The 13,241-nt window shown below is 63.3% G+C and carries 17 protein-coding genes; 6 read left to right on the forward strand and 11 right to left on the reverse strand.

Translation table 11 applies throughout. The features are described from left to right. Positions 1 to 32: 32 nt before the first annotated feature. The gene (locus V1273_RS30550) at positions 33 to 578 is read right to left on the reverse strand and encodes a dihydrofolate reductase family protein (RefSeq protein WP_334365086.1); all 546 of its coding nucleotides are present in this window, start codon (positions 576 to 578) and stop codon (positions 33 to 35) included. A 115-nt stretch (positions 579 to 693) separates the two neighbouring features. On the opposite strand from V1273_RS30550, the gene V1273_RS30555 reads away from it, so the two are divergent. The 3 genes from V1273_RS30555 (at position 694) to V1273_RS30565 (ending at position 4,038) form a co-directional block, all read left to right on the forward strand. Next, positions 694 to 1,191, forward strand: a complete 498-nt coding sequence (locus V1273_RS30555; protein WP_334365087.1) for a winged helix-turn-helix transcriptional regulator — start codon at positions 694 to 696, stop codon at positions 1,189 to 1,191. A gap of 208 nt (positions 1,192 to 1,399) precedes the next feature. After that, entirely contained in the window at positions 1,400 to 3,085 is a 1,686-nt protein-coding gene (locus V1273_RS30560; RefSeq protein WP_334411801.1) for a methyl-accepting chemotaxis protein, read from the forward strand. A gap of 164 nt (positions 3,086 to 3,249) precedes the next feature. Next, complete coding sequence (locus V1273_RS30565; RefSeq protein ID WP_334411802.1) at positions 3,250 to 4,038, forward strand: SDR family NAD(P)-dependent oxidoreductase; 789 nt, start codon at positions 3,250 to 3,252, stop codon at positions 4,036 to 4,038. 32 nt (positions 4,039 to 4,070) lie between these two features. On the opposite strand, the gene V1273_RS30570 is transcribed toward V1273_RS30565, so the two are convergent. After that, positions 4,071 to 4,295 carry a hypothetical protein gene (locus V1273_RS30570; protein ID WP_334365090.1) on the reverse strand — a complete coding sequence of 75 codons (225 nt, stop codon included), beginning with the start codon at positions 4,293 to 4,295 and terminating at the stop codon, positions 4,071 to 4,073. A gap of 269 nt (positions 4,296 to 4,564) precedes the next feature. Between V1273_RS30570 and V1273_RS30575 the strand changes: the two genes are divergently transcribed. Continuing rightward, complete coding sequence (locus tag V1273_RS30575; RefSeq protein ID WP_442893678.1) at positions 4,565 to 5,002, forward strand: hypothetical protein; 438 nt, start codon at positions 4,565 to 4,567, stop codon at positions 5,000 to 5,002. A gap of 115 nt (positions 5,003 to 5,117) precedes the next feature. Here the strand turns inward: V1273_RS30575 and V1273_RS30580 are convergent, their stop codons facing one another. The 6 genes from V1273_RS30580 to V1273_RS30605 form a co-directional block, all read right to left on the reverse strand. Beyond that, entirely contained in the window at positions 5,118 to 5,531 is a 414-nt protein-coding gene (locus V1273_RS30580; RefSeq protein ID WP_334411803.1) for a VOC family protein, read from the reverse strand. A 161-nt stretch (positions 5,532 to 5,692) separates the two neighbouring features. Then, complete coding sequence (locus V1273_RS30585; RefSeq protein ID WP_334411804.1) at positions 5,693 to 6,229, reverse strand: SRPBCC family protein; 537 nt, start codon at positions 6,227 to 6,229, stop codon at positions 5,693 to 5,695. 32 nt (positions 6,230 to 6,261) lie between these two features. Next, a complete protein-coding gene (locus V1273_RS30590; RefSeq protein WP_334365093.1) occupies positions 6,262 to 6,675 on the reverse strand; it encodes a DoxX family protein in 414 nt (137 codons plus the stop codon). 286 nt (positions 6,676 to 6,961) lie between these two features. Beyond that, positions 6,962 to 7,264, reverse strand: a complete 303-nt coding sequence (locus V1273_RS30595) for a hypothetical protein (RefSeq protein WP_334411805.1) — start codon at positions 7,262 to 7,264, stop codon at positions 6,962 to 6,964. 78 nt (positions 7,265 to 7,342) lie between these two features. Then, positions 7,343 to 8,614 (reverse strand): RNA polymerase sigma factor, encoded by a 1,272-nt coding sequence (locus V1273_RS30600; protein ID WP_334411806.1) that lies wholly within the window; start codon positions 8,612 to 8,614, stop codon positions 7,343 to 7,345. Further along, on the reverse strand, positions 8,611 to 8,979 hold the full coding sequence (locus tag V1273_RS30605; protein WP_028349210.1) for a YciI family protein: 369 nt from the start codon (positions 8,977 to 8,979) through the stop codon (positions 8,611 to 8,613). Before V1273_RS30605 ends, V1273_RS30600 begins: the two co-directional genes overlap by 4 nt. Before the next feature lie 424 nt (positions 8,980 to 9,403). On the opposite strand from V1273_RS30605, the gene V1273_RS30610 reads away from it, so the two are divergent. Continuing rightward, entirely contained in the window at positions 9,404 to 10,369 is a 966-nt protein-coding gene (locus V1273_RS30610; RefSeq protein ID WP_334380145.1) for a 2-hydroxyacid dehydrogenase, read from the forward strand. A gap of 215 nt (positions 10,370 to 10,584) precedes the next feature. On the opposite strand, the gene V1273_RS30615 is transcribed toward V1273_RS30610, so the two are convergent. Beyond that, on the reverse strand, positions 10,585 to 11,244 hold the full coding sequence (locus V1273_RS30615; RefSeq protein ID WP_334411807.1) for a TetR/AcrR family transcriptional regulator: 660 nt from the start codon (positions 11,242 to 11,244) through the stop codon (positions 10,585 to 10,587). A gap of 108 nt (positions 11,245 to 11,352) precedes the next feature. Between V1273_RS30615 and V1273_RS30620 the strand changes: the two genes are divergently transcribed. Further along, a complete protein-coding gene (locus V1273_RS30620) occupies positions 11,353 to 11,997 on the forward strand; it encodes a glutathione binding-like protein (protein ID WP_334380143.1) in 645 nt (214 codons plus the stop codon). Positions 11,998 to 12,169: 172 nt separating this feature from the next. Here V1273_RS30620 and V1273_RS30625 read toward each other — a convergent pair whose 3' ends face one another. After that, positions 12,170 to 12,736 carry a TetR/AcrR family transcriptional regulator gene (locus tag V1273_RS30625; RefSeq protein ID WP_334365098.1) on the reverse strand — a complete coding sequence of 189 codons (567 nt, stop codon included), beginning with the start codon at positions 12,734 to 12,736 and terminating at the stop codon, positions 12,170 to 12,172. Positions 12,737 to 12,740: 4 nt separating this feature from the next. Next, entirely contained in the window at positions 12,741 to 13,208 is a 468-nt protein-coding gene (locus tag V1273_RS30630; RefSeq protein ID WP_334365099.1) for a nuclear transport factor 2 family protein, read from the reverse strand. Positions 13,209 to 13,241 lie beyond the last annotated feature (33 nt).

The following is a 13,241-nucleotide window of genomic DNA, read 5'->3' on the forward strand; positions in this document are numbered from 1 at the left end:
GCAAGACGATCCGCGTCTGGTGATGCCGACATTTATGGCGCCGGCACGTAGCGCAGGATCACGATGCCGGTCGACAACGGCCGGCTGTCGAGCAGCTTCAGCTTGACCTTTTCGCCCGGCTTGAACAGCGGCGTTCCGCCGCCGAGGATGACAGGGCTTACCGCGATACGGAACTCGTCGATCAGCCCATGCGGGATCAGGCTGCTGGCGAGATCGGCGCTGCCGAACAGAAAAATGTCCTTGGCGCTGTCGCGCTTCAGCCGTGCGACGGTCTCCGGCACATCGGCGCTGAACACCTGGGTGTTGTTCCAATCGGATTTCTTCACCGTGCGCGAGAAGACATATTTCGGCGCGGCATTCATGAAGTCGGCAACCTTGCCTGTCGCGCTCGGCCAGTGGCCCGCCATCAGCTCATAGGTGACGCGGCCGAACAGCAATCCGCCGGCGGCGGTCATCTGCTCGATCGACAATTGCTCCAGCTCCTCGCCCCAGACGTCGGAATGCCAGGAAATGTCGCGGTTCGGGCCTTCAACGAAGCCGTCCAGCGTCATCAGGTTCCACATGATCAAGTTCGCCATTGCGATCTCTCCCTAAACTGATTGCGAATTGCAACTGGTTGCATGATGACCGAACTGGTGCAATATTGCAAGCAGTTTTTTGAGGGTGCCTTGGTGCCCGCCTTTGGAGACGACCATGACCGATGCCCAGCGCTCCGGCTGCCCGATCAATCTTTCGCTGGAAGTGCTCGGCGACAAATGGAGCCTTTTGATCATCCGCGACATGATGTTCGGCAACCGGCGGCATTTTCGCGAGCTTCTGACCAAATCGGAGGAAGGCATCTCCTCCAACATCCTCGCCGACCGGCTGAAGACCCTGCTTGAGCAGGGCATCATCACCCGCGAGGACGATCCCACGCACAAGCAGAAGGGAATCTATTCGCTGACGGAGCAAGGCATCGAGCTCTTGCCCGTTCTCGCGCAGATGGCGGCCTGGGGTTACAAATATCTACCCGTCACCGAGGAACTCGGCATCCGCGCACGGCTGCTCAGCGAGGGCGGACCGAAAATGTGGGCCGAATTCATGGACGAGTTGCGCGAGAGCCATCTCGGCGCCAAACGGCGCAGGCGTAGCGGTCCTTCGGTCGGTGAGCGACTGCAGGCAGCGTATGAAAGCGTCGTGAACGGAAGATAGCCCCGAATCCGCGGCTGCATGCTCGTCCGGCGGGCGTCGCGCGCGGGGACATCCTTAAGATCAGCATTACGTCGCGATGCTATCCGTCATCTTACGGAGAATATCGTTAACGCATTCTTTTTTCATTTGATCAAACGTGGCTCGGACAAGGGGGCTCGGCGGCATTAACCAGCAGCCTCGTCATTTTACCCATGCAATGAGGCCTACGGTGTTTCAATTTCTCAAGAGCTCCTCGACAGACAAAGCGCTTGCCGACGCTCTCGGCCGCTCGCAGGCCGTTATCGAGTTCGCCATGGACGGCACGATTCTCACCGCCAACAACAATTTCCTCAAAACCCTCGGCTACTCGCTCGGCGAAATCAAGGGCAAGCATCACAGCATGTTCGTCGATCCGTCGCAGCGTGACAGCGCGGCGTACCGCGACTTCTGGACAGCGCTCAAGCGCGGCGAATACCAGGCCGCCGAATACAGGCGGATCGGCAAGGGCGGTAAGGAAGTCTGGATCCAGGCGACCTACAACCCCGTGCTCGACGGCAGCGGCAAACCCTGCAAGATCGTGAAATTCGCGACCGACATCACTGCCCGCAAGATCAAGAGCATGGAGGATGCCAGCCAGGTCGCCGCGATCAACCGTACGCAGGCGGTCATTGCGTTCGAGATGGACGGCACCGTCATCACCGCCAATGACAACTTCCTGAAAGCGATGGGCTACGCGCTCGCCGAAATCCAGGGCAAGCATCACAGCATGTTCGTCGGTCCGTCGGAGCGCGACAGCGCCGCCTACCGGCAGTTCTGGGCGGGCCTCAACCGCGGCGAAAGCCAACAGGCCGAGTACAAGCGGATCGGCAAGGGCGGGAAGGAAGTCTGGATTCTCGCCTCCTACAACCCTGTGCTCGATGAGAAGGGCAAGCCGTTCCGGGTGGTGAAATTCGCCACCGATATCACCAGCCAGAAACTTTCGACCGCCGATCTCGCCGGCCAGATTGCCGCCATCGGCAAGGCGCAGGCCGTGATCGAGTTCAAGATGGACGGTACCATCATCGGCGCCAACCAGAACTTCCTCCGGACAGTCGGTTACGCGCTGGACGAGATCCGCGGCCGGCACCACAGCATGTTCGTCGAACAGTCGGAGCGCGACAGCGCGGCCTATCGTGAATTCTGGGCGGCGCTCAACCGCGGGGAATATCAGGCGGCCGAATACAAGCGGATCGGCAAGCACGGCAAGGAGGTCTGGATCCAGGCGTCCTACAATCCGATCCTCGACCTCAACGGCAAGCCGTTCAAGGTGGTGAAATACGCCACCGACACCACCGCGCAGGCGCTGGTCCGGATGGGCAACGAGCGCGTGCGCGGCATGATGGAATCGGTGGCGGCAGGCGCCGAGGAACTGAACGCCTCGGTCCGGGAAATCTCCGAAGCCATGACCAAGTCGCGCGAGACGGCGGCGACCGCGGTCGGGCGGGTCGAGGCGGCCGACGCCCAGGCGCAGCGGCTGAACGAAGCGGCGCAAGCGATGAGCGGCATCGTGGAGCTGATCGGCAACATCACCGGCCAGATCAACCTCTTGGCGCTCAATGCGACGATCGAATCGGCGCGCGCCGGCGAGGCCGGACGCGGCTTTGCCGTGGTGGCTTCCGAGGTCAAGAACCTCGCCACCCAGGCCAAGCAGGCGACCGACAAGATCGGCCAGGAGATCAGCAATCTCAACGGCATCTCCGGCGACGTCGTCGGCGCGCTCGACAGCATCAAGAGTGCGATCCAGGGCGTCAGCGAATATGTCACCGCCACCGCCGCCGCAGTCGAGGAGCAGAGCACGGTGACCGGCGAGATGTCGGCCAACATGCAGCGCGCCGCCGCGGAAGCGAAGGCGATCGCGCAGCGCGCGGGCGGCTAGATGCCATCATCGAATGCGTCAGGTACGGGACAGCCGCCCGTACCTGATTTGCTATGCCGGGGCTCGGCCGGCAGCGCTGAAGTCTGCATCACTGTCGCCGGGACATGCGACGGGGGCTGGGTTATAGGAGCGGGAAATCTTCTCTCTCGCAAACGGACCCGCCCATGCCCCCCTCCCCGCAAAAAGTTGCTCTCGTCACCGGCGCCGCGCGCGGCATCGGGCTTGCGACGGCGAAACGCTTTCTCGCCGAGGGCTGGCAGGTAGCGCTGCTCGACATCGAAGGCGAATTGCTGCGCGGCGCGGTCGAAGGCCTCGCCGACCCCGACAATACGCTGGCGCTGCATTGCGACGTCTCCGACGGCAAGGCGGTGGCGAACGCCGTGGCGGCGGTGAGCGAGCGTTTCGGCCGGCTCGACGCGCTGGTCAACAATGCCGGGATCGCGGTGTTCGCGCCGCTGCTCGACACCTCGGATGACGACTGGAACCGCATCCTGCAGGTCAACCTCACCGGCCCATTCCTGTGCACCAAGGCGGCGACGTCCTTGATGCGCGAACATGGCGGCGGCGCGATCGTCAACGTCACGTCGATCTCGGCAGTGCGCGCCTCCACGCTGCGCTCGGCCTACGGCACCAGCAAGGCGGGGCTCGCGCATCTGACAAAGCAGCTAGCCGTGGAACTCGCTTCACTCGGCATTCGCGTCAACGCCGTAGCGCCCGGCCCGGTCGAGACCGCGATGGCAAAGCAGGTCCACACGCCGGAAATCCGCGCCGACTATCACGACGCCATTCCGCTCAACCGCTATGGCCTCGAAGAGGAACTGGCGGAAGCGATCTTCTTCCTGTGTAGCGATCGCGCAAGCTACATCACCGGGCAGATCCTCGCCGTCGATGGCGGTTTTGATGCTGCCGGCATCGGTCTGCCGACGCTGCGCGGTCAGCGGCGGAACGGGTAGTTCCTCAGTGGCTGTGTTGCTTGGAGTGCGGATCAGAGCCCAGTACGAATGACCTTGGCTGGCGGCCCATCATTGCTGGATCGAGGCGGCAGATCATTGTTCAGCGCGCCGCGATGCAGCAACACCGTCCTTTCCAGTGGAACATCCGCTCGCATACTCGGCGTTCCCAGTGCGAACGCCGTCACGAGCAATAAAATGCCCGCACAGATAATGCTGAGAAAAAAATGATCCATGCGGTCCACAACGAAGGGCTGCACAGTTCGTTCCGCTGGGCTGCGCGGCAATTTCGATAAGCAGCGCTGCGCTTCTCGGCGACCGTAAGCTCGGTTCCGCGTGGCTCGTGAAGCTACGGTGGACACCGCCGCCTTGCTACCATGGATCCTGCTGGCGCGCGCCGCACTCACCTGCCACGCCGGGGATGGCAACCTTACCGGGCCCGGGGGTCTCCGACGCGGACGCTTGACCAAACCTTGCCACATGTCCCAGCGTAACTGGGCCGGGGGCAGTGCTGACGGAGGAGCTGCACATGGGAATGGCGGTCATCAAGCTCATCGTTGTCGCCGCCGCGCTGTTGGCGGCAATCATGCCGGTGCGGGCCGAGATTCGCATTCTCGCCAGTCCCGGCGGACAGGTCGGGCCGTTTCTCGAACTGTTCGATCGCGTGCGCGAGACCGGGGAGCGGGTGGTGATCGACGGGCCATGCCTGTCCGCCTGCACGCTGGTGCTGATGACGGTGCCGGCCGAGCGCATCTGCGTGACCCGCCGCGCGGTGCTTGGATTCCACGCCGCGCGCTCGATCGACGGCCGCGGCCGGATCTATGCCGAGCCGGAAGCCTCGCGCGCGGTGCAGGCAGCCTATCCCGACCAGGTGCGGGATTGGATCAGCCGGCACGGTGGACTGACGTCGCGGATGTTGCTGCTGCGCGGGCGTGACCTGGCGGCGATCTATCCAAGGTGCAGATAGGATTCGTCCCTGTGTAGGGTGGGCTAAGGCGCACTTCGCGCCGTGCCCACCATCTTCCTTGTGGCGCGAATGGTGGGCACCCTGACGCTTTGCCCACCCTACGGCGCCAACGAATCTACATATCTTCCTTGGGGCAGTTCACCATCCAGGGAATGCCGAACTTGTCGACGCACATGCCGAAGCCGTTGGAGAAGAAGGTCTTGCCGAACGGCATCCTGATCGTGCCGCCCGCGGCGAGCGCATTGAAGCGGCGTTCGGCGTCGGCGGGATCTTCGACCTGCAGCGCAACCGACATGCCCTGCGGCTGATGGTAATCGCCGGGCGTCGCGTCGGAGGCCATCAGCACTTCGCCGTCGATGGTGATGCGGGCATGCATGATCTTGGTTTTCCAGTCCGCTGGGACCGGCATGTCGGCGGGCCCCTCGCCATACGGCATCTTCGCTTCTATCTGGGCGCCCAATACCTTCTGATAATAGTTCAGCGCTTCCTCGCAATTACCGTTGTAGAACAGATAGGGATTGACCTGCATGTGGGCCTCCTTGGGTTGTCGACCAGTCCTGATGTCGGTGGCGCTCCCCGGACGCGGTGCAGCGCGTTAGCGATGCTGTTCCGGGGTCCATCAATTGGGTCCCGGCGCTGCAGCGCACCACGTCGCGGTGCGCCGCGTCCGGGACACGAGCACGGCAACACTCATTTCTCGGTGAGCGTTTTCAGATTGGCGAGACCGGCTTCGAAATCCCTGCCGATCATGCGATCCAGGTTCATGAACACCTGGATCAGCCTGGACATGAAGTTCGCCGGACCATGCATCAGCCATGTGACATGGGTGCCATCGCCCTGCGGCAGCATTGTGAACTCGGCGGTGTTGTGACCTTCGAACGGCTTGAAGAAATCGAGCTTGATGACGATTTTCGACGGCGCCAGGGTTTCGAGAATTTCCATGCGGCCGGAACCGACATTCTTGTCGCCGTCCCAGGCATAGACGGCACCCTTGCCGCGCTCCGCACCGCTATAGGTGCGCTTCATCGCCGGGTCCTTCTCCTCGTAGGGCGACCAGTTCCGCCACTGCTGAAAGTCGGAGATCAGCGGAAATATCCTTTCCGCCGGCGCCTTGATGCTGATCGCGCGCTGTACCCGTAACGTATTCGGCTTGGTCGCGGCGAGAATGAGCACGATGGCGACGGCAATCGCCAATATGGCGGCGATAACGGTAATGACTTCCAGCATGTCGAGCTCCGTGAACAATCGGTTGAAGCTAATCAGCGGCGAAGGGGGATCAAGCTGCGCAGGTTCTTGTCGCGCAGCCACAGCCCGCCCCACAGCATCAGGCCGAGATAGAGCCCGAACAGCGTGTGCGTAAGCAGGGGGCTATCGATCCGTACATGCGAAGCGATCGCGCCGCCGAGATAGCCGGTGAGCAGGATCGCCCCTAGGATCGAGGTCGGCGGAATAGCGTAGAGCACGGTGCAGACGATGGTGATGGCGCCGAGGCCGCGCATCAGCGCGTCGCTCGAACCGTAACCCATTCGGTCCATGGTTTCGGTAACGACCGGCCACGGCACCAGCTTGATGGCGCCGTCGATCAGAAGGAACAGGATGACGAGGCCGGAGAGAATGCGGCCCGTCCAGCGGGCCGGGTTTGAGACAGGCGCGGTCTCGGCGATGACGGTCATGATCGGTCCCCGTTGTCTTCAATGGCTGCTCGGATTCAAGACGAACAGGGGGAGCGGAAACCGACAGGGTGAGCGAAATTTTTTGCGGCGGCCCGCTTCTTCCCTTCTCCCCTTGCGGGAGAAGGTGGCTCGCTGGCGCGCAGCGACAGCGAGACGGATGAGGGGTCTGTTTCCGCGGAGAGAACCCCTCATCCGGCGCTTCGCGCCACCTTCTCCCACAAGGGGAGAAGGAAGAAGCACGCAGACGAAACTTCCAGACAGAAATACGGACTCTGATCTCGGACAGCTAGCGTTCCCGGCTTCGGTACATTCCTATTGCGGTGCCAAGTATTGAGCCAATGCAAAGCGGTGCGCCGAGCAAGATCATCGGCCAAAACAAGTAGCCCAACAGCATTGTGAAGAACCCTTTGCCCAGAATCTCGGGGCTCCATGCAAGAATGGCGAAGACTACACCAAACACACCGATAAGAACGCCGGCGAAGCCAATCTTGATCAACGACGTAGAACGTGGATCTCGCAGCGAGAAATGATAGGAGCCCCAGGCAGCAATAGCTGCCGGAATCGTCAACGCCAGGATAAACATCATCATGTCGATCGGCCCGCCGATGAGGGTTGGACGCTTCCAGGAGTAATTGTTGAACCGTTAACAATTCCCCGGAGGAATGCCCTACTTCCCTGCCTTTTTGCCGCGGGGCTGGCTGTCGCGCTGCAGGCGGTCGAGGTGCATGCGGATGTGGGCGGCTTCGGCCGAGGTGTTGGCGAGCGCAATGGCGCGGTCGAAGGCCACGCGGGCCTCGTCGTTGCGGCCGAGCTGCATCAGGAAGGCGCCGCGCACGCCGAAGAAATGAAAATAGTTCGACAGCCGCGCCGCTAAGGGCTCGATCATGTCGAGCGCGGCTTCCGGCCCTTTCACCTTGGACACCGCGACCGCACGGTTCAAGGTCACCACCGGCGACGGCTGCATGATCTCCAGCGCGCCATAGAGCAGGTCGATCTGGGTCCAGTCGGTATCCTCGGGCTTCTCGGCGCGGGCATGCAGGGCGGCGATCGCGGCCTGGACCTGATAGGGGCCACTGCGGCGATGGCGCATCGCCTTGTCGATCAGCGCCAGCCCCTCGGCGATCAGAGCCTTGTTCCATTTCGAACGGTCCTGGTCGTCGAGCAGGATCACGGCGCCATCGGCATCGAACCGCGCATCAGCCCGCGCATGCTGCAGCAGCAACAGCGCGGTCAACCCCATGATCTCGGGCTCGCTCTGGAACAGCCGCAGCAGCAGCCGCGCCAGGCGAATGGCCTCTTCGCACAAGGGCGCGCGAATCTCGGCGGTGTCGCCAGAGGCCGAGTAGCCCTCGTTGAAAATCAGGTAGATCATGGCGGCGACGGAAGCGAGGCGCTCGGAGCGCTCCGCTGCGCCCGGCGCTTCGAACGGCACGTTGGCATCGGCGACGCGCGCCTTCGCGCGGGTGATGCGCTGCTCCATCGCAGCTTCCGAGACCAGGAAGGCGCGCGCGATCTGTTTGACCGAGAGACCCGAGACGATGCGCAGCGCGAGCGCGATCTGCTGCGTCGCCGGCAGGTCCGGATGGCAACAGATGAACAACAGCCGCAGGATGTCGTCGCGGTAATGCGAGCCGTCGAGCCGCTCGGCAAGCTCCTCCTCGGCGTCGTCGAGGTCGGAGATCGCCTCATCCTCGGGCAGCGCCGTCTGCTTCTTGCCGCGCCTGATGTCGTCGATCGCGACATTGCGCCCGACCATGATCAGCCACGCCGCCGGATCGCGCGGCGGGCCGTTTTGCGGCCAGCTCTTCAGCGCGCGCAGGCAGGCGTTCTGAAAAGCTTCCTCGGCGGTATCGAGGTTACGGAAATAGCGCAGCAGCGCGCCGACCGCCTGGGGGCGAGCCGAAGTCAGTGCGGCATCGATCCAGGCAGTATCGGTCATGGCTGCACGCTCCCCGCCGTGAAGTGGCCGACGGGACGGATCTCGTAGGCGCCGCCGGGATTGGCCGCGCCGAGATCTCGGGCGACGCCGAGCGCCTCGTCGAGGTCCTTGCAGTCGACGAGATAGAAGCCGAGCAACTGTTCCTTGGTTTCGGCATAGGGGCCGTCCAGCACCAGCGGCGGATCGTCCTTGCGCAGCGTGGTCGCCGCCGTGGTCGGCAACAGACGCGCGACCGGGCCGAGCCGGCCCTGTTTGGTCAATTTGTCCTGCACAACGGACAATTTCTTCATGACCGCGGCGTCCTGTTCCTTGGTCCAGGAACCGACGGTGTCTTCATCGTGATAGCAAAGAATGGCGTACAGCATGAGGCTCAAGCATCTCCGTTGTCTTGATGACGAACGATTATGCCCGGAGCCGACAGGCGCGTCGAAGAAATTTTGAAAATGCCCTGCCTGCCGTCAGGGACCTACAATCGGCGGCGGTGGTGGATTGAAATGCCTGTAGGCATGAATGGCCGCCTTGGAACAAAGGCTGCACACACCGAGAATGAGAACGATGCACCTGAGCGTTTTCATCCGACGGCCCCGACTCTGGCTGGCCCACAGTCGCGGTAATTGTTCTGGCTGGCGAGCGCCAGCCGGACCATCACCGCCACGATGACGAGTTTGCGGATCACCAGCAGATTGGGCATGCAAGGTCTCCCTTGTCGGATGAAAGGAGGCTAGAGAAGCACCTCGGTCCGCGATGTGAGGCGGGTCACGCCGGGTTGGCGACGCGAAAGGAATGGCAATGACGAAGGGTGCGCTTGCGCTGCTGGTGCATGGCGGGACCGAAAACTGGTCGCCGCAGCGCTGGAAGAGCCGGTTCGACGAGGTTTGCGCTGGGCGGTCCGTGCTACTGTTGCCGGATGCGTCGTTCGATCCAGCGGAGGTGCATTACGCGGCGGTGTGGAAGCCGCATCCGGGCGAGCTTGCCGCCTTCCCCAACCTGCGTGTCATCTTCAATCTCGGCGCGGGCGTCGATGCGCTGATGGCCGATCGCTCATTGCCTGACGTGCCGCTGGTGCGCGTCGCGGTCGGCGACCTCACCGCGCGGATGACCGAATATGTCGTGCTGCATGTCCTGATGCACCACCGGCAGGAGCCGTACTTGCGCGAGTCGCAGCGCGAAAAGCGTTGGGCGCCGAAATCGCAATGGGCGGCGGGCGCAATTACGGTCGGTATCATGGGGCTGGGTACGCTCGGCACTGACGCCGCCGACGTGCTGCGGCGGCTGGGCTTTCGTGTCGCAGGCTGGAGCCGCAGCCCGCGAACGATCGAGGGCATCGAATGCTTTCACGGCGAAGCGCAGCTCGAGGCATTCCTGCGGCGCACCGACATTCTGGTATGCCTCCTGCCGCTGACGCCGGAGACGCGGCACATTCTCAATCGCGGGCTGTTTGAGAAACTGAATCGCACGAGCCCGCTCGGCGCGCCGGTCGTGATCAACGCCGGCCGCGGCGGCCTGCAGAACGAGGCCGACATTTTGCAATGCCTCGATGACGGCACGCTCGGCGGCGGCTCGCTCGACGTCTATGCCACCGAGCCGCTGCCCGCCGACAGCCGGTTCTGGACCCATCCAAAGGTGGTGCTGACCCCGCACAATGCCGCCGACACCGATCCCGACGAGATATCGAAATATGTCGCGCAGCAGATCGCGCGGTTTGAGGAAGGCGGCGCGCTGGAGAATGTGGTGGATCGAAAGCGGGGGTATTGACGATGTCGTCGTCCCTGCGAACGCAGGGACCCATACGCCGCGGCCCGCGGAAATGGCACCAGGCGAGACGGCTTTGCTTCAACGACGAAGCGCAGTGGTTATGGGCCCCTGCGTCCGCAGGGGCGACCGATAGAGTGTCGACCGATCTCAAACAATCAGGTCGCTAAGATCGCGCCACTCAAAAGTCCCTGCGTTCGCAGGGACGACGGAGAGAGTTATTTCGCCGCCCCGACCATCACGTCGATCGCACCGTTGACGATCGCCTCCAGTTCCTTGCGCGGCACCTGAGCGCGGGCGCGGATGGCGATGGTGTGAATGGTGGCGGAGGCAAGTTGCGCCAGCACGGTCGCGTCGGCGCTCGCCTGTAGCTCGCCCTTTTCCTGGGCGAGCCGGAAACAGGTGGCAAATGCCTTGTCGAGTTCGGCAAAGCCTTCCAGCACCATCGCGCGGATATCGGGGTCATGCACGGCCTCGGAGGCTGCGGTCATCACGGTGAAGCACCCGCGCGGACCGGATTCGCCGGACAGATAGATGTCGAGCGCCACCGCGTAGATGCGTTCGAGGCGTTTTCGGATCGGCAGCTCGTTCCGGAAGATGTCCCCCATCGCGACCCGCGCGTCGTCGCGATAGCGACGGTAGCTCTTGATGAAGAGTTCGCGCTTGTCGCCGAACGCGCCATAGAGGCTCGGCCGGTTCATGCCGGTGGCGGCGGAGAGATCGTCGAGCGAAGTGGCCGCAAAACCGTCCCTCCGAAACAGGTCGAGCGCCTTGCCGAGCGCCACGCCCGGCTCATAGGCGCGCGGGCGGCCCCGCCGCTTGGGCGGGATTGGGGCATCGATCCGGGGGACCGGAGGCTTCTTCCTTTTTTGTACCATTTCGCAAAGAATTCCTTGACCGGCTTTATATTATGCGGAACAGTATAAAAATCAATCCTGCCCGCCTTGAACGCCGGCCGATTGATCAAACCGCCAAGGAGGCAAATCATGGACCTGTATTTCTCGCCGCTCGCCTGCTCGCTGGCGACCCGGATCGCGCTGTATGAAGCCGGCGTCGATGCCAACTATCTCGAAGTCGATCCCAAGACCAAGGTGGTGCAGAAGGACGGCTCGGATTTCCGCACCGTCAACCCGCTCGGGCTGGTGCCGACGCTGCGCACCGACGACGGGACCGTGCTGACGGAGAACGCGGCGATCCTGCAATATGTCGCCGACCGCTTTCCGGGCGCTGGCATCTCGGCCAACTCCGCTGAGGAGCGCAGCCGCCTGCATCAATGGCTGTGCTTCATCGGCACCGAACTGCACAAGGCGCTGTTCGTGCCGCTGCTCGACAAAACGGCGCCGCAGGACGCAAAGACTTATGCACTGAACAAGAATATGTCGCGGCTCGACTATCTCGAGAACTACCTGAAGGGCCGCGAATTCCTGCTCGATCACTTCAGCGTCGCGGATGCCTATCTCGTCACCATCATCAACTGGACGATGGCGACGCCGCCGATCGAACTGGCGAAGTGGCCGGCAGTGAAGGCCTATCACGAGCGGCTGCGCGCCCGCCCGAGCATTGCAAAGGCGGTCGCCGAGGAGTTCGAACTCTACAAGGCCGAGCTGGCGCGGCATAAGGCAGCGGCGTAGGGCGCCGTCGTGTCCCGGACGCGGTGCAGCACCCCCTTGGTGATGCACCGCAGAGCCGGGACCTATTTCACGGCATGCAGTGGACCCCGGAACAGCAGCGCACCGCCGGAGTCGCGCGAAGCGCGATCCCGAGCGCGCTGCGCAGCATCCGGGGAACGCAGACGATAAGCCGTCACGCCGGCGGCGCCAGCAGCCGCTTCGTCAGATCGCTCAACGCGCGACGAAAAACTTTGGCGTCGCCCCGCGCCCGTGCCAGCACGAGCGCGCCCTGAATGGTGAGCAACGCATCCTCGGCGCGCCGCTGCGCCTGGCTGTTCGTGAGCCCGGATCGCCGCAAGAGCTGCGCCAGCGCCGTTTGCCAGCGCGCGAAATAGCCATCGACCGCTTCGGCAAAACTGTCGCGCGCCGAGCCGAGCGCCACCATGCCGACCAGGCAGACGCGATCGCCCGAGTGGAAATATTGATCGACGCCAGCGATCATCGCAGCGATGGCGCGCGCGGGATCGTCGGCGGTGCGCAAGGGGGCGAAGATATGAAGTTCGAACCAGCCATCGATCTCGGCCAGCACCTCGGCGGCCATCTGCTCCTTGCCGCCGGGGAACAGATGATAGAGGCTGCCCTTGCCGAGCCCGGTAGCCTCCGTGATCAGCGTCAGCGAGGCGCCCTCGTAGCCATGCGCGCGAAACACCTCGCCGAGCGCGCGCAGTACCTCTCCACGTTCGACACCTCTTTTCAGCATCTGATCATAGCGGGTTCTCGCTCAGTCCCGCGACATCCGCCGGGCGCGGACCCGGGGCCGGCCAATGGAAGCGACGCTCGCTTTCCTTGATGGCGATATCGTTGATGCTGGCCTCGCGCCGCCGCATCAGGCCGTGTTCGTCGAACTCCCACTGCTCGTTGCCGTAGGAGCGATGCCACTGCCCGGCATCGTCGTGCCACTCATACTGGAAGCGCACGGCAATGCGGTTCTGATCGAACGCCCAGAGATCCTTGATCAGGCGGTAGTCATGCTCCTTCGCCCATTTGCGGGTGAGGAATTCGACGATCGCCTCGCGGCCCTGGAAGAATTCGGCGCGGTTACGCCAGCGGCTGTCCTCGGTATAGGCCAGCGATACCCGGACCGGATCGCGCGAATTCCAGGCGTCCTCGGCCATGCGCGCCTTCTGGGCTGCGGTTTCGCGGGTGAAGGGCGGCAGCGGCGGACGCGACATGAGGTTTTCTCCGGATTGCTAACCCCGAGACAT

It is taken from the genome of Bradyrhizobium sp. AZCC 1721 (assembly GCF_036924715.1).
GTDB lineage: Bacteria > Pseudomonadota > Alphaproteobacteria > Rhizobiales > Xanthobacteraceae > Bradyrhizobium.

Bases quoted from the DNA above. Each gene is read 5' to 3' on its own strand.
- V1273_RS30550 (WP_334365086.1), bottom strand. From the start codon at position 578: ATGGCGAACTTGATCATGTGGAACCTGATGACGCTGGACGGCTTCGTT.
- V1273_RS30555 (WP_334365087.1), top strand. From the start codon at position 694: ATGACCGATGCCCAGCGCTCCGGCTGCCCGATCAATCTTTCGCTGGAA.
- V1273_RS30565 (WP_334411802.1), top strand. From the start codon at position 3,250: ATGCCCCCCTCCCCGCAAAAAGTTGCTCTCGTCACCGGCGCCGCGCGC.
- V1273_RS30575 (WP_442893678.1), top strand. From the start codon at position 4,565: ATGGGAATGGCGGTCATCAAGCTCATCGTTGTCGCCGCCGCGCTGTTG.
- V1273_RS30580 (WP_334411803.1), bottom strand. From the start codon at position 5,531: ATGCAGGTCAATCCCTATCTGTTCTACAACGGTAATTGCGAGGAAGCG.
- V1273_RS30585 (WP_334411804.1), bottom strand. From the start codon at position 6,229: ATGCTGGAAGTCATTACCGTTATCGCCGCCATATTGGCGATTGCCGTC.
- V1273_RS30590 (WP_334365093.1), bottom strand. From the start codon at position 6,675: ATGACCGTCATCGCCGAGACCGCGCCTGTCTCAAACCCGGCCCGCTGG.
- V1273_RS30595 (WP_334411805.1), bottom strand. From the start codon at position 7,264: ATGATGATGTTTATCCTGGCGTTGACGATTCCGGCAGCTATTGCTGCC.
- V1273_RS30600 (WP_334411806.1), bottom strand. From the start codon at position 8,614: ATGACCGATACTGCCTGGATCGATGCCGCACTGACTTCGGCTCGCCCC.
- V1273_RS30605 (WP_028349210.1), bottom strand. From the start codon at position 8,979: ATGCTGTACGCCATTCTTTGCTATCACGATGAAGACACCGTCGGTTCC.
- V1273_RS30610 (WP_334380145.1), top strand. From the start codon at position 9,404: ATGACGAAGGGTGCGCTTGCGCTGCTGGTGCATGGCGGGACCGAAAAC.
- V1273_RS30615 (WP_334411807.1), bottom strand. From the start codon at position 11,244: ATGGTACAAAAAAGGAAGAAGCCTCCGGTCCCCCGGATCGATGCCCCA.
- V1273_RS30620 (WP_334380143.1), top strand. From the start codon at position 11,353: ATGGACCTGTATTTCTCGCCGCTCGCCTGCTCGCTGGCGACCCGGATC.
- V1273_RS30625 (WP_334365098.1), bottom strand. From the start codon at position 12,736: ATGCTGAAAAGAGGTGTCGAACGTGGAGAGGTACTGCGCGCGCTCGGC.
- V1273_RS30630 (WP_334365099.1), bottom strand. From the start codon at position 13,208: ATGTCGCGTCCGCCGCTGCCGCCCTTCACCCGCGAAACCGCAGCCCAG.